This window comes from uncultured Kordia sp. (assembly GCF_947496985.1).
In the GTDB taxonomy this organism is placed as follows: Bacteria; Bacteroidota; Bacteroidia; order Flavobacteriales; family Flavobacteriaceae; genus Kordia.
This window is the reverse complement of sequence record NZ_CANMEZ010000004.1, coordinates 577,689-594,047: the sequence shown is the minus strand read 5'-3', so window position 1 is coordinate 594,047 and position 16,359 is coordinate 577,689. Positions and strand designations below refer to the sequence as shown.

Sequence of the window (16,359 nt, the reverse complement as noted above, 5' to 3'; positions counted from 1 at the left end):
GTGTTGAAAAAATATTGAAAAAATAATCTTGTTAAGAATCCTTTAAAATCAGGGGGTTTTAATTGAGTATAATGCAATTATAGATTGTTTTTATTGCGATGTATGTTTTTTGTTGTGGTTGTTTTTAAAGATTTCGTAATAATAATATATAGTTTTAATAAAAAACAAATCACATAGAGTTTACGCTTAAGTGATTTAAAAAAACTAATCAAAATGTAATGAGCTATAATTTTTAGTTGCGTACAACTAAGTTGATTATTTGCGAATTCCATCTGACCTAATTAATAAATTAAAAACAAACAGATGAAAAAAACCTTTCTAACATTAGCACTGATTTTTTTAACAACATCTATGTTTTCTCAAGCAGACAATGTTACTGTTGAGAAAAACAGTCAAGGAATGAAATTGGTAGTTAACGGAAAAGATTTTATGATCAATGGTATGAACTGGGATTATGTACCTATTGGTTCTACAATTACTGATCCTGGAATCTGGAATAGATCTGACGAAGTAATTATGGCAGCATTAGATGCTGAAATGTTGCTACTAAAAAACATGGGCGTAAATGCTATTCGTACATATGGTTTAAAACCTAAATGGGTTAAATACATATATGAAAACTACGGTATTTACACAATGTTAAATATTACCTTTGGAGCTTATGGACTTACCATAAACGGCGCTTGGACTCCACAAACAGACTATGCAGATCCAGCAACAAGAAAAATTTTAATGCAAGAAGCTATTGATATGGCTAATGCATATAAAGATACGCCAGGATTATTATTATACATGATAGGAAATGAAAACAACTATCACCTATCATGGACTGGAGCAGAAACGGAAGCAATTCCAATAGAAGGAGTTGATTCAAACAAAATAAAATCGGCACGCGCACTATACAAAGCTTTCAATGACGCAACCTTAGAAATCAAAAAATTAGATACATCACATCCAGTTGCCATCTGTAATGGAGATTTATTATACATAGATTTAGTAAAGGAAGAATGTAAAGACATTGATATATATGGTACTAACATGTACCGAGGAATTTCATTTGGAGATGCATTTCAGAAAGTAAAAGATGATTTAAACATGCCAATTCTATTTGCAGAATTTGGTGCAGATGCTTTCAATGCAAGAGATAATAAAGAAGATCAATACTCACAAGCATATTACATGACAGGAAACTGGAAAGAAATATATGCAAACGCAGCTGGTTTAGGAAAAACAGGAAATTCATTAGGAGGTTTTACATTCCAATTTTCAGATGGTTGGTGGAAATACAAGCAAACTGAAAATTTAGATATACACGACAATGTTGCTGTTTGGCCAAATGGTGGATATCCTAGAGACCAAGAGAAATCAACAGATAATAATATGAATGAAGAGTGGTTTGGTATCTGTGCCAAAGGACCAACAAACACTAGAGGTTTGTACACATTATATCCTCGTGCAGCATACTACTCTTTAAAAGAAGCACATCAAATAGATCCGTATGCAGAAGGTATGTCACTTGATTTCTTGTCAAATCATTTTGATAATATTCAAATAATGGATGCTGTATTAAGAGCAAGAGGTGACAAAGCTGCTATGGGCGGTGGAAGCAATCAAAAAATACGTATCAGTCAATTAAGAGCTGAATTCACAACATTCAATACTGGTGGAAGTCTATTAACAACTCCTGATACTGAAAACCCTAACGAAAATGCATATCCAAATCAACTTGGGTTTGATCATATGCAATCTTATTATGTCGGAATCGAAGGAAATCCTTCGTCAAACATGAGAGCAAACGTTAACTTCAATATCTTAGGAAATGTCGCAGAAAACCCAATTGATGAAATTTTCTATGAAAATGCAGGAAGACCTGTTACGATTGTAGGAGTTGATGGTGGAAATGATATCGATGTCGAAATTGCAGATTTCAACAGAGTTCGTGTATATAATGCAGAATTTGAGTGGAATGCAAAAGACTTTGACTTAAGAGGTTTTTATCGTACAGGACACTATCACTGGGGATATGAAGGTGATATGTTCGGATTATATCCTGAAGCAAACTACGGACCTAACTTAGACATCTATGGAGGTGAAATTTTAGGGATAGAAGTAGATGGAAAAAGAGCTTTCAAAGGATTAAAAGCTGCATTTGGACCACAACTTTGGTGGGGAGCAAATCCAACAATGTTATTAAAATATTCTAAAAACTTCAAAGGATGGGATATAACAGGTATCTATCATAGAGACCTTAACACAGATCTTACATTTGATGAAACTGGACGCCGAGTATTAGATGCCAATCAAGTACGAAGTGGTGTTATTCCAGCATGGCCAATGGAAAGAGCAACCATAGCTGTTGAACGCGATTTCGGTAAATTTGGATTAGCCGTCGGAGGTATTTGGGGAGGAAACCCATTAAATGGAAGTGTATATCAAGATGTAAGAGGTTCTTCAGGAAACTATACCGTTGTAGAAGATAAAATAAAATCGACTGATAACTGGGGAGCAAAAGCAAAAATTACATACGAAGGTGGACGATTTAACATGTATGCGCAAGGTTCTGTAATGGGATTAGTTGCCAATGGAGGAGCTGATCAAACACAAACTTTCACAGGATGGAGATTAAGAGATTCTGGAAGCGGAAACATGACAAATTTCTTATCAGGTTTCACTTATTCAGTTGGAGATTTCCAAATTGCACCAAACTTCATGTGGCAAAAACCATTAGTAGATGCAATGCCAACAGATGTTCCTGCACCTGGAAGATTACGTAATGTAATTGATGATCCATTTGCTGTACGAGGTGGAAACCGAGAAATGACTGCAGGAGAAATACTTCTTACATATGATCCAACACCAGGAACATGGATGTATGAGTGGAATAACGACAGATCTGAAGATGCAAAATTTGCAGCAAACCTAGGATTTGTATTCCGTCACTTACCAACACAACAAGATGCACACATTGGATTCAATGCCAATCGTACCTTCTTTGCATTTCCGAATACAGTGGCTGCAGAAGACTTATGGGAAATCAACTCACGTATGGTTTCTAAAGTCTCTAATAATTTAGGAATCATTGGTAATTTCTACTATGGAAACGCACAAGCAAATGGTGATGATTCACGATTGATCAAACGATTTGGAGGAGATATCAGAATGATTTACAACAAAATAAAAGTTGTATCACACATAAAAATTAACGATTGGGGACCATTTGATTACCACAGAGATTTCAACTTAACGTACCCAACACAATTAATGTTAGATGTTTCAACATCAATAAGCAGACCCGATTGGTTTGTTTTACCAGACACAAGAATAGGAATTCGTGGAACTTGGCGTGCATTAGATCAGTATTCCCCTAGATACGCTCCAAATGCTACAGCTAATGAATTTTCTATGGAACCAGTAGTAAGTCCAGTAGGATTTGACAATGGTACAGAATGGGAAATAAGAACATACATACATATCAATATCGGAAAATAATAAGCTATAAAGATGAAAGGATTAACATATTTTAAAAATACACTACTTGCAGGTTTGGCTATTGCTATGACCGTAAGTTGTGAAAGAGATATATCGGATGATGCTATAGAAGCAACATTTCCAAATACGCCTGATATATTCACAGATGCACCTGTAGGACTTACAGATCAATTTTTTGAATCATTCGATCCAGCGGTAGGAGCCAATCCAAATGGATTTGGTACTGACGAAGATGAAGCTTATGAAGGGACATCGTCAATACGAGTTGATGTACCTACTCCAAATGATCCAGATGGTACTTTTATTGGAGGGATTTTTAGAGATCGCGGAGCAGGTAGAGACCTTTCTAACTATGATGCCTTAACTTTTTGGGCAAAAGGTTCGCTTACGTCACGTATAGAAGTTGGTTTTGGTACCGATTTCACAACAGATACATACCCAGTATCAACAACAATACAATTATCAAGTGGTTGGAAAAAGTACATTATTCCAATTCCTGATCCTTCTAAATTAGTTCAGGAAAGAGGAATGTTCTTGTTTTCAGCTGGATCTTTCGATGTCTTAGGAAATGATGATTTTGCTGTAGCAAGTTCTTTTGATGACAATCTTGGATATACATTTTGGATAGATGAATTAAGATTTGAAAGGCTAGGGACAATAGACTTGCTATACCCATATATTCTTGAAGGTCAAGATGAAAGTATTGATATTTTTACAGGATATACACAAACAATAGATGGATTAGGTGCTACATTCAACTTAGGAAACGGTCAAAATGTATCGGTTAACGCAGCGAGAGCTTATTTCGAATTTTCTTCATCTGACACTAATGTTGCTACAGTAACTTCTACTGGAGACGTAAGTGTTATCGCAGCTGGAGTAGCTACAATTACAGGAAACATAGGAAGTGAAGAAGCTAACGGGGCTTTAGAGATAACCTCAGCGGGTTCATTTGTTAACGCTACAGATCCAACACTGCCACAAGCCGATGTCATTTCAATTTATAGTGATTTTTATACGGGAGTTAGTGGATTTAACCCAGGAGTTTTTGCTGGTTCAAATACTCAAAATATTTCAATACAAGGTTTTGGTGGTAACGATCACGTTAACTATGAAGGAATAGATTTTATAGGAATTGGATGGGATGGAACCGTAAATGTTACTGGTGAAACTATGGTACATTTAGATGTACAGTTAACAAGTGCAGCAGGTTCGGCGTTAGTTATGGAATTAATAGATTTTGGTCCAGACGATACTGATAATGGTTTCGGAGATGGATCTGCTGGTGGATTTAATATCAGTAGTCAATTAATGCAAGGAGAATGGGTTAGTATCGATGTCCCTTTAAGTTCTTTCACACTACCAACTGGTGGCGGTGGAGCAGGTTCTCCTAATTTAGGTAATATCGGTTACATTGTTTTTGTTTCTTCTAACGGAGCATCATTTTTAGTCGATAACATATATTTCTATTAAGAATTCATAAAATTTTAAATATGAAAAAAATAATTAAAAATAGTATGCTAGCATTAACACTTATATCAAGCGTTGTTTTTGTTAGTTGTGAAGTAGATGAAACCCAAACTGTCGTAACTCTAAATAATTTGATTATGTCGGATGAGTTTGATATTGATGGCGCTCCAGATCCTGCATTATGGACGTATGATTTAGGAGATGGAACACAACAAGGTTTACCAGCAGGTTGGGGAAACAACGAATTGCAAGTATACACAGACAATTCTGAGAATGTAACGGTGGAAAATGGACTTTTAGTTATTACAGCTAGAGAAGGTAACTCTGGAGGATATACTTCTGCTAGGATAAAAACGCAAGGCTTATTTGAGCAACAATATGGTCGTTTTGAAGCACGAATTCGATTGCCTCAAGGAAAAGGCTTGTGGCCAGCATTTTGGCTATTAGGAAATAATTGCGATCAGAATCCTTGGCCAGCATGCGGAGAAATAGATGTGATGGAGTACCTAGGAAACAAACCTACGGTTGTATTTGGTAGTGTACATGGACCTAACTATTCAGGTGCAGAATCCATCTCAAAAGAATATGAACTCACGAACGATAGATTTGACACTGGCTTTCATGTTTTTGGTATTGAATGGAGTCCAAACCAAATTAACTATTACGTAGATGACGTATTATACCAAAGCATTACACCAGAAACCATAGCAGATGAAACTAATGGTAATGGAACATGGGTATTTGATAACTCTTTCTATATCATCATGAATGTAGCTGTTGGAGGGAACTTACCAGGTAGTCCAGATGCAAATACAACTTTCCCACAAAGAATGTTTGTTGACTATGTAAGAGTTTATAACTAAAAAACACAAAGACATGAAATTTTTAAAATATAAAATAACCCTACTTTCACTAGTAATAGTTTCGTTAACAATGTTCACTTCATGTGAAGACAATGAAAGTGGTATAGATATCATAGGCTTAGAAGCCAAATTCGTAAAAGAAATCGAATCTAAAACAATTTCATTTATCAATGTTTCAAACGGAGCCACTTCTTATTTATGGAATCTTGGAGATGGTACAACTTCTACATTATCAAACCCTGTAAAACGTTATGATAATGGAACCTACACAGTTAGTCTAACAGCATATAATGATGATGGTGCGTCTAGCGTATTTGAAGAAACATTCATTATTGATGGATGTGTAGATGAAACTGCTGAAAATATTGACCCGGCAAATGGAGATTTGAATTGGACTTTTTTGAATAGTGATTCAACTTTTGATGCATTCGGAAATATAGGCGGCGCTGTTGTATCAAATCCAGTATTAGACGCTGTAAACAGTAGTTGTTTTGTGCAAATCTATGAAAAGACAAATGGTTGTGAAACTTGGTCTGGAGTAGGTGTTGAACTTGCAACTTCATTAGATTTTTCAACAATTACGAATAAAACTTTTAAAATGAAAGTTTTAGCAGAAAATCAAGTTACTGATGTTACGCTAAGACTGGAATTTATGCCTTTTCCAAATGTAAATCCTTTTCAAGAAAGAATAGCAACTATAACACAAGTAGGGCAGTGGCAAGAACTTAGTTTTGATTTTACAAATGTTACATCAGGAACCTTTAAAAGTATGATTATCTACTTTGAAAGAAACACTGCATGTGACGGTGATATCTATTATTTTGATGATATCACTCAAGAATAAAAATTGAACGAAAAATAATAAAATCCCCTACTTCCTAGAAGTAAAAACTGACCAATAATGATTAAAGAAAAAACAAGCTTAGATCAAGATATTTTATCTCATATGTCTCAAATAGAAACCGTCAAAATAGATAACGAGGCTTTTTACAAAATCTCGAATAGCGATACCATAAGACCATTTTTCATGAGTATCGTGAGTGATTCCAACCATTGGATGTTTATTTCAAGCAATGGAGGATTATCAGCAGGACGTAAAAATGCTGAATTTTCGTTATTTCCATATTATACAGATGACAAAATCACGGAATCTGCAGAAATCACTGGAAGTAAATCTATTTTTCAAGTTACAAAAAACAACAAAGTACAACTCTGGGAACCGTTCTCAGAACGTTACGAAGGTATGTATGAAGTAACTCGAAATCTCTACAAAAACAACTACGGGAACAAAGTAATGTTTGAAGAAATCAATCATGACTTACAACTAACGTTTCGTTACGAATGGAATTCAAGTGATGATTACGGATTTGTAAAAAAATCCAAATTAATGAATAACGCTGATGGAGTAGTGCATGTTTCTATATTAGATGGAATTCAAAACATTTTACCATATGGAGTTGGTGCCGATTTGCAAAACGCAAGTAGCAATTTAGTAGATGCATATAAACGAAATGAATTAGAAGAAAGTACTGGCTTAGGAATCTATGCACTTAGCGCAATTATTGTAGACAAAGCAGAACCGAGTGAAGCCTTAAAAGCCAATGTAGTTTGGTCATTAGGGCTTGAAAATGCTCGTTACTTATTATCTTCTTTACAACTAAGAGATTTTCGTAAACGTCATCCAATTCAGCAAGAAATAGATGTGAAAGCAGAAAAAGGTGCTTACTTTATAAATGCTGATGTTCGTTTAGAAGCTTCTCAAAGCAAAGATTGGATTACAGTAGCGAATGTTAACCAAGATCATGGAGACATTGCAAAATTGTCACATTCCATAAAAAACGAAAAGAACTTAGCAGAAAAAGTTCAAAATAATATCAATACTGGTACAGAAAAACTAATTACACTCAATGCAGCTTCTGATGGTTTACAACTATCAGCAGACAAATTTAGAGATACACGTCACTTCTCAAACACGCTATTCAACATTATGCGTGGTGGAATATTTGATGATAACTATCAAATAGAAAAGTGGGATTTTGTAAACTATCTAGCGAAAGCTAACAAAAAAGTAGCCAGAACCTCAGAAGATGTAATGAAAACATTACCTGAGATATTTACCATTACAACATTAAAAGAATTAGCATACGAAAGTCAAGACAAAAACTTTAGACGTTTATGTTTAGAATACATGCCATTAAAATTCAGTCGTCGTCATGGAGATCCAAGTCGTCCTTGGAACAAGTTCTCTATCAATACGCGTAGTGAAGTAGATGGTTCTAAAATACTTGATTATGAAGGAAACTGGCGTGATATTTTCCAAAACTGGGAAGCATTAGCACATTCATATCCAGAATTTATTGAAAGTATGATTCATAAATTCTTAAACGCGACCACATTTGATGGCTACAATCCATATCGTGTAACCAAAGGAGGTTTCGATTGGGAAACGATTGAACCAGACGATCCTTGGTCATACATTGGATATTGGGGCGATCACCAAATTATTTACTTACAAAAGTTCTTAGAAATCATTGAAAATCACAAGCCAGGAAAACTGGAAAGTTTCTTTGCTAAAGATCTATTTGTATACGCAAACGTACCTTACAAAATAAAAAAATACCAAGATTTACTAAAAAATCCTAAAGATACCATTGAGTTTGATGAAGAATTAGACATAACTATTCGTCAAGAAAGAGGCAAACTAGGAGCTGATGGAGCATTGCTTCGTGATGAAAGCAGATTTATCGTAAAAGTAAATTTTGTAGAAAAAATATTAGCAACTACACTTGCTAAACTATCGAACTTTATCCCTGAAGCTGGTATTTGGATGAATACACAACGTCCGGAATGGAATGATGCTAATAATGCATTGGTAGGAAACGGTGTATCAATGGTAACCCTATACTATTTAAGACGTTTCCTAAAATTCTTCAACGGTGTATTCGCCAATACAACTACAGAAACTGTAGACATATCAAAAGAATTGGCAGAATTCTTCCACAAAGTTGCCAATACCTTCTCAACACACAAAGGTTTATTAGCTGGAAAAATTAACGATACGGCACGTAAACAAGTTTTAGACGGTTTAGGAAATGCTGGAAGTGATTATAGAGAGCAAATCTATACCAATGCATTCTCAGGAAGAAAAACAGCAATTACGATCAAAGAAATCAAAGAATTTGTGGCAACAAGTCTTTTGTATTTAGAGCATTCTATTGAAGCGAATAAACGTAGTGATAACTTATATCATGCGTATAATTTGATGACAGTAGAAGATGACGGTTCAATTTCTGTTTCATATTTAAATGAAATGTTAGAAGGTCAAGTTGCTGTATTAAGTTCAGGATATATTGCTTCAAAAGAAGCATTGGCTGTGCTTGATGGGCTAAAAAACAGTAAACTATTTAGACCTGATCAATACAGTTACTTACTCTATCCAAACAAAGAATTAAAAGGATTTATTCAGCGTAATAAAATTTCAAAAGAAGCTGTTGCAAAATCAAACTTACTGAATGAATTACTAAAAAATAACAACGGAAGTATTGTATCACAAGATATAAATGGAGATTATCATTTTAATGGAAACTTCAAAAATGCAGGTGATTTACAAGAAGTGTTACAAGAATTAAGTAATACATCATACAAAGAGTTAGCGCATAAAGATGCTGACTATATATTAGACATTTTTGAAGAAGTATTCAATCATAAAGAATTTACAGGACGTTCAGGAACGTTCTACGGATACGAAGGTTTAGGTTCTATCTATTGGCATATGGTATCAAAACTGCAATTAGCAGTATTTGAATGCTGTATCAAAGCAATTCGTGATAATGAGAGTGATGAAGTAATTGGTCGATTACTAGAGCATTACTATGAAATCAATGAAGGGATTGGTGTACATAAATCTCCATCATTATATGGTGCTTTTCCAACAGATCCATATTCACATACGCCTGGAGGAAAAGGTGCTCAACAACCCGGAATGACAGGTCAGGTAAAAGAAGATATCTTAAGTCGTTTTGGTGAGTTAGGTGTATTTGTATCAAAAGGTGAACTATTCTTTGATCCATGTATGTTACGTAAAGATGAGTTCTTACAAAAAGATAACACTTTCAATTATGTAAATATCGCTAAAGAACAAAAACAAATTCCTGTACAAAAAGGATCGTTGTGCTTTACATATTGCCAAGTACCAATTGTATATACGATAGCAGATACATACGGATTAACGGTTCATTTCAAAGATGGATCAAGTAGCACAGTTGAAAACTTACGTTTAGATGCGGCTACAAGTCAACACATATTCAATCGTGAAGGTGAAGTAACTCAAATCAATGTGAATATCGAAAAAAGTCATTTAAAGTAAAACTTAAAAAACCATGAGAACATTAAAGCAAATATCGAAAATACTATTGGTAACGCTATTAATGGTGTCTTGTGGAGATTCACGAAAAAAGAAGGCAACATCGCCAGAACAATTAACACAAAAGCAAGTGACAGCGAAAGATATATTAGGAAATAAAGACTATTTAGCAATTTCATACGGAGGTTATAGAGACTCATTACGAGACATTCAACCAACAATTGCAGAGCTAAAAGAAGATATGAAGATTCTCCATGCGATGGATATTCGAATTTTGCGTACATACAATGTACAACTTCCACACGCAACTAACATTTTAAAAGCAATCAGGGAACTGAAAAACGAAGACACAAATTTTGAGATGTATGTCATGTTAGGTGCATGGATTGATTGTAAAAATGCTTGGACAAACCAAGTTCCCGATCACAATCAGGAGAGTGAACAAAATGAAGGCGAAATAGAACGCGCTGTCGCATTGGCGAATCAATATGATGATATTGTAAAAATAATAGCTGTAGGAAACGAAGCTATGGTAAAATGGGCTGCTAGTTACTATGTACAACCAAGCGTAATCTTAAAATGGGTAAACCATTTACAAGAGTTAAAAGCAGCAGGAAAACTTTCTAAAGACATATGGATTACAAGTTCTGACAACTTTGCTTCTTGGGGCGGAGGCGATAAAATTTATCATGTAGAAGACTTAAACAAGTTAATCAAAGCAGTAGATTATATCTCAATGCATACTTATCCTATGCACGATACACACTACCATCCAGTTTTTTGGGGCATAGAAGAAGATTCTAAAAAATCGAGTCTTGAAAAAATTGATGATGCTATGTTAAAGGCAAAAGATTATGCCATTTCGCAATATGATAGTGTGTTCAATTACATGAAGAGTTTAGGAGTAAACAAACCTATACATATTGGAGAAACAGGTTGGGCCTCGTCTTCCAATGGACACTACGGAAATAATGGAAGTAAAGCAACAGATGAATACAAAGAAGCAATCTATTACAAGCACATGCGTGAATGGACAAAAGAAGTAAACATGTCATGTTTCTACTTTGAAGCCTTTGATGAAATCTGGAAAGACGCACGTAATCCTGGTGGTTCTGAAAATCACTTTGGATTATTCACAATAGACGGAAAAGCAAAATATGCACTTTGGAATTTAGTTGACAAAGGCACTTTTAAAGGACTTTCAAGAAACGGAAATCTAATTACCAAAACATACAATGGTAACAAAGATTCGCTGCTTTTAGAAGTTCAGTTGCCACCAATAAAAGCCAAATTAGCTGTAAATCATTAATTATGAAAAACGTAAAAACATATAGTTTGATAATGATTCTCATGATTGTAATCGCATGTAAAGAGGAAGCAAAAACACCTAAATTAGAAGCAGAAATAGTAGAAACATCTGCAAGTGGCAATAAACTCACACCTATAACTGAGTTTACAAAAACTGAAAAACCAGCAGAAATAATATTAACGCCTTCAACACAATATCAGACAATAACTGGTTTTGGAGGTGCTTTTACAGAATCGTCAGCGTATTTATTAAACAAACTAAGTAAAGAAAACAGAGACAAAATTATCAAAGCGTATTTTGATAAAGATGGTGCAAACTATTCGTTGACACGTACACATATGAACTCTTGTGATTTCTCACTTACAAATTATTCTTATACACCAGTTGAAGATGATATAAACCTTGAGCATTTTACGATAGAAGAAGATCGTGACGATCTAATTCCTATGATAAAAGATGCAATGGCAGCTTCACAAGATGGTTTCAAGATATTTGGATCACCATGGACAGCTGCTCCTTGGATGAAAGACAATAACCACTGGGTTGGAGGAAAACTATTGCCTAAATACTATGACACTTGGGCATTATTCTTTTCAAAATATGTAGATGCATACAAAGCAGAAGGAATTGATATTTGGGGATTTACTGTTGAAAATGAACCACATGGAAACGGAAATAACTGGGAAAGTATGCACTTTACACCAGAAGAAATGACAACATTCGTTCAACATCATTTAGGTCCAAAACTGGAAGCAGACGGAAAAGGAGATTTAATTATTCTAGGATATGATCAAAACCGTGAAGGTTTAAAAGAATGGGTTGATGTAATGTACAAAGATGAAGCGTCTTCAAAATACTATGATGGAACAGCAATTCATTGGTATGAAAGTACATATGACTATTTTCCTGAAGCATTACAATACGCACACAACAAAGCACCAGACAAATATCTAATTGAAACAGAAGGTTGTGTAGACTCTGAAGTTCCAAAATGGAAAGATGACAAATGGTATTGGTCTAAAGAAGCAACGGATTGGGGCTGGGATTGGGCTCCAGAACATCAAAAACACTTACACCCAAAATACGCGCCTGTAAATCGTTATGCACGAGATATCATAGGCTGTCTTAACAATTGGGTTGACGGTTGGGTTGATTGGAATATGGTCTTAGATAAACAAGGTGGACCAAACTGGTTTAAAAACTGGTGTGTAGCACCTGTAATTGTCGATCCAGATGCAGATGAAGTATACATGACGCCACTTTACTACACTATGGCGCACTTTAGTAAATACATTCGCCCACAAGCAAAAGTGATTGATGTAAGTAACACAGATAAAGAATTAATGGTAACAGCAGCGCAAAATCCTGATGGATCAATAGCAGTTGTTGTATTTAATGAAGGAGGAAATGAAAAGCACTTCTCTCTAAAATTGGGAGACAAAACCAAAAACATATCGATTAATCCAAAAGCGATTCAAACGATAGTAATCACTAACTAACCAAACTAATATTTATGTCTTCAGCTAAAAACACAGTACCATTTGGGCAAAAAGTTGCATTCGGGCTAGGAATGCTAGCAAATCAAATGTTTCCAGCTGCTCTTGGAATTTTTATGGTAGTACTCGTAAAAGATCTAGGGTTTGAAGGTTGGCAATGGAGTTTAATTTATTTCTTGCCAAGAATCTTTGACTCTTTCACAGATCCAATCATGGGATTCATATCTGATAATACCAAATCTAAATGGGGAAGACGAAGACAATATGTTTTTATTGGAGCCTTAATTATGGGGATTGCATTTGTAATCATGTGGCAACTATATCGAGATGCAGGAATTGATTATAATTTCATGTATTTCATGCTTTGGTCATTTGTCTTTTATTTAGGATTGACCATATTTAGTGTGCCTTATGTAGCCATGGGATATGAAATGAGTGAAGATTTTCATGAACGAACAAACATCATGGCAGTTGCGCAATGGATAGGACAATGGGCTTGGGTAATAGCACCTTGGTTTTGGGTTATTATGTATGATCCTGAATGGTTTCCAAGCGCAGATGTCGCAACTCGATCACTAGCTGTTTGGGTTGGAATTGCCTGTATGATTTTGGCTATGATTCCTGCTTTGTTTATCAAAAGTGAATCAACATTAGATAAAGATTATACACCACTTACCTTAAGTAATATAGGAGGAAGTCTTAAAGAAATTTTTAATGGATTCGTAGAAGCTTTCAAGTCAGCTCCATTTAGAAAACTATGTATCTCAACCTTTTTTATATTCAATGCTTTTAATACAGTAGCAGCCTTTTCGTTTTTTATTGTAGTATACTATCTATTTAATGGAAATGCAGGTAATGCTGGTATTTGGCCAACATTGTTTGGTAGTTTAGGAGCGCTCATAACGACATTTGCGGTTATACCAATCGTTACTTGGATGTCTAAAAGAATGGAAAAGAAAAAAGCCTTTTTAATATCACAAGGTATTTCAATTTTTGGATACATTTTGCTTTGGTTTCTTTTTGTACCAGGTAAACCATATATGTTCATCTACGCATTGCCTTTTTTCTCTTTCGGAATAGGAAGTTTATTTGTATTGATGATGTCAATGACTGCTGATGTAATTGATTTAGATGAGTTGAATACAGGAAAAAGAAGAGAAGGTATTTTTGGTGCAATTTACTGGTGGATGGTAAAATTTGGTTTTGCTATTGCTGGAGGACTTAGCGGTTTAATTCTAACCTATGTAGGTTTTGACTCTACTCCAGATGCTGTTCAAACTGAAGAAGCTATAACTGGGTTAAGGATATTTTTCTCAGCAGTGCCAATTATAGGAACATTAATCGCAATTGCTGTTATGTGGAACTATTCTGTTTCTGAAGAAAGAGCCAATGAAATCAGAGCCGAATTAGACAAAAGAAAAAATAAGCCAAAATCGACAGCAACTTCATACTATCAAGGAGCAAAACTGTCACTACTAGGCGGATTGGATTTTAAAATAGATACATCAAACGATATCGATTTTGATTCAAAAAGTAAAGCGCAAATAACCTCATTATTCAAAGACTCACTCTACAAAGGACTACATGGTTTATGCTTTAGCCCATATAGAGAAGGACAAGATATTGGAGATCAACTATCAGAAACACAAATAGTAGAAAGAATCAACATCATAGCTTCACATACCAAATGGATACGTTCATTTTCATGTACAGATGGAAATGAATTTATACCAAAAGCGGCACGTGCTAGAGGATTAAAAACGATGGTTGGTGCTTGGATAGGACATGATAAAAAACGTAATGAAGAAGAAATTAGTTCATTAATAGAATTAGCTAAAAGCGGCTTAGTAGACATTGCTGTGATAGGAAATGAAGTTCTAATGCGAAATGAATTAAGCGAAAAAGAAATCATTCACTACATACAGCGTGTCAAACTTGAATTGCCAAATATTCCAATAGGATATGTAGATGCATACTATCAATACATAGAACGTCCAAAATTAGTAGATGCCTGCGATTTAATCCTTGTAAATTGTTATCCATTCTGGGAAGGAAGTAGTATAGAAGACTCTTCAATATATTTAAGACGAATGTATGCAGCAACGGAAAAAATTGCAAAAGGTAAAAAAGTAATTATTACCGAAACAGGTTGGCCAGATCAAGGAACACATTCTAGTGGAGCAATTCCTTCACCAGAAAACACAATGAAATACTTCCTAAATACACAGAAATGGTCTAGAGATGAAAACATACCAATCTTCTATTTCTCATCATTTGATGAATCATGGAAAATACGTCATGAAGGAGATTTAGGAGCACGTTGGGGAATTTGGGATAAAGACGAAAAACTAAAATTTATTTAAAGAAATACAATATAAAATCAACAACTAGTATTACAAAGAATAGGGTTTAAAGGAGAAATATAAATTAACATAGAATAGCACTAAAAAATGTCATATAGAGACGAAGAATATCGTTTATACGAAGGTGTAAACTTCACAGAACATTCAGGAATAGATTTCGAAAAATATTCCATTGAAGATTTAAAAAAGCTTTGGAGAGCCACACTCAAAAAAGGTATGCATGGTATCTGTTTTAGTATGTATGAAGACGGACAAGAGCCAGGCGATACTATAAGTGAAGAACAAGTAGAACGTAGAATAAAAATTTTAAAACCTTATTCTAAATGGGTACGTTCTTTCTCTTGTATAGAAGGAAATGAACACATTCCGCGTTTTGCAAAAAAGCATGGAATGAAAACTATGGTAGGTGCTTGGTTAGGAGATGATAAAGACGACAATGAAAAAGAAATTGAAGCACTAATACAACTAGGAAAAGAAGGTGTTATTGATATTGCAGCGGTAGGAAACGAAGTATTGTATAGAAATGATCTAACACTTGAAGAATTACTAGAATATATAAGAAGAGTAAAAGAAGCATTGCCGAATGTGCAGGTAGGGTATGTAGATGCTTATTACGAGTTTTCCGTACATCCAGAGCTTGTAGAAATTAGTGATGTTATTCTGAGTAATTGCTATCCATATTGGGAAGGTTGCCACATTGATGGCTCTTTAGCACACATGCAGCAAATGTTTGGTCAGGCTACGCATGCAGCCCAAGGTAAAAAAGTAATTATTACAGAAACGGGATGGCCAAGTCAAGGCGGAAGCTTACGAGGCGCAGAATCTTCGGAAATCAACGCTATGAAATATTTTATAAATGCAGAAGTTTGGGCTAAAAAAGCCAATATAGAAACATTTTACTTCTCATCATTTGATGAATCTTGGAAAACAGGAGACGAAGGCGATGTAGGTGCATATTGGGGACTTTGGGACAAGCACGAACAACTAAAATTTTAATCAATAAAAA

9 protein-coding genes are annotated in these 16,359 nt (G+C 34.9%); all 9 read left to right on the top strand.

Annotated features, from left to right (window positions below):
* The first annotated feature begins 303 nt into the window (after window positions 1–303).
* The 9 genes from Q0828_RS13715 to Q0828_RS13675 all read left to right on the top strand — a co-directional run bounded on the left by Q0828_RS13715 (window position 304) and on the right by Q0828_RS13675 (window position 16,349).
* Window positions 304–3,489: a glycoside hydrolase family 2 TIM barrel-domain containing protein gene (locus Q0828_RS13715; RefSeq protein ID WP_298421935.1), complete on the top strand. Its 3,186-nt coding sequence runs from the start codon at window positions 304–306 to the stop codon at window positions 3,487–3,489.
* A gap of 12 nt (window positions 3,490–3,501) precedes the next feature.
* A complete protein-coding gene (locus tag Q0828_RS13710) occupies window positions 3,502–4,962 on the top strand; it encodes an Ig-like domain-containing protein (RefSeq protein ID WP_298421932.1) in 1,461 nt (486 codons plus the stop codon).
* Window positions 4,963–4,982: 20 nt separating this feature from the next.
* The gene (locus Q0828_RS13705; RefSeq protein ID WP_298421929.1) at window positions 4,983–5,822 is read left to right on the top strand and encodes a glycoside hydrolase family 16 protein; all 840 of its coding nucleotides are present in this window, start codon (window positions 4,983–4,985) and stop codon (window positions 5,820–5,822) included.
* 13 nt (window positions 5,823–5,835) lie between these two features.
* Window positions 5,836–6,666 (top strand): PKD domain-containing protein, encoded by an 831-nt coding sequence (locus Q0828_RS13700; RefSeq protein ID WP_298421925.1) that lies wholly within the window; start codon window positions 5,836–5,838, stop codon window positions 6,664–6,666.
* 57 nt (window positions 6,667–6,723) lie between these two features.
* Window positions 6,724–10,188: a hypothetical protein gene (locus Q0828_RS13695; protein ID WP_298421922.1), complete on the top strand. Its 3,465-nt coding sequence runs from the start codon at window positions 6,724–6,726 to the stop codon at window positions 10,186–10,188.
* 13 nt (window positions 10,189–10,201) lie between these two features.
* Window positions 10,202–11,494 carry a glycosyl hydrolase family 17 protein gene (locus Q0828_RS13690; RefSeq protein WP_298421919.1) on the top strand — a complete coding sequence of 431 codons (1,293 nt, stop codon included), beginning with the start codon at window positions 10,202–10,204 and terminating at the stop codon, window positions 11,492–11,494.
* Window positions 11,495–11,496: 2 nt separating this feature from the next.
* A complete protein-coding gene (locus Q0828_RS13685; protein ID WP_298421916.1) occupies window positions 11,497–12,993 on the top strand; it encodes a glycoside hydrolase family 30 protein in 1,497 nt (498 codons plus the stop codon).
* A 14-nt stretch (window positions 12,994–13,007) separates the two neighbouring features.
* Window positions 13,008–15,353 carry an MFS transporter gene (locus tag Q0828_RS13680; protein ID WP_298421913.1) on the top strand — a complete coding sequence of 782 codons (2,346 nt, stop codon included), beginning with the start codon at window positions 13,008–13,010 and terminating at the stop codon, window positions 15,351–15,353.
* An 87-nt stretch (window positions 15,354–15,440) separates the two neighbouring features.
* Complete coding sequence (locus Q0828_RS13675) at window positions 15,441–16,349, top strand: glycosyl hydrolase family 17 protein (protein ID WP_298421911.1); 909 nt, start codon at window positions 15,441–15,443, stop codon at window positions 16,347–16,349.
* Window positions 16,350–16,359: the final 10 nt, after the last annotated feature.

Excerpts from the sequence above, each read along its gene's own strand:
- Q0828_RS13690 (WP_298421919.1), top strand. The coding sequence starts at position 10,202 with ATGAGAACATTAAAGCAAATATCGAAAATACTATTGGTAACGCTATTA.
- Q0828_RS13710 (WP_298421932.1), top strand. The coding sequence starts at position 3,502 with ATGAAAGGATTAACATATTTTAAAAATACACTACTTGCAGGTTTGGCT.
- Q0828_RS13680 (WP_298421913.1), top strand. The coding sequence starts at position 13,008 with ATGTCTTCAGCTAAAAACACAGTACCATTTGGGCAAAAAGTTGCATTC.
- Q0828_RS13715 (WP_298421935.1), top strand. The coding sequence starts at position 304 with ATGAAAAAAACCTTTCTAACATTAGCACTGATTTTTTTAACAACATCT.
- Q0828_RS13705 (WP_298421929.1), top strand. The coding sequence starts at position 4,983 with ATGAAAAAAATAATTAAAAATAGTATGCTAGCATTAACACTTATATCA.
- Q0828_RS13675 (WP_298421911.1), top strand. The coding sequence starts at position 15,441 with ATGTCATATAGAGACGAAGAATATCGTTTATACGAAGGTGTAAACTTC.
- Q0828_RS13700 (WP_298421925.1), top strand. The coding sequence starts at position 5,836 with ATGAAATTTTTAAAATATAAAATAACCCTACTTTCACTAGTAATAGTT.
- Q0828_RS13695 (WP_298421922.1), top strand. The coding sequence starts at position 6,724 with ATGATTAAAGAAAAAACAAGCTTAGATCAAGATATTTTATCTCATATG.
- Q0828_RS13685 (WP_298421916.1), top strand. The coding sequence starts at position 11,497 with ATGAAAAACGTAAAAACATATAGTTTGATAATGATTCTCATGATTGTA.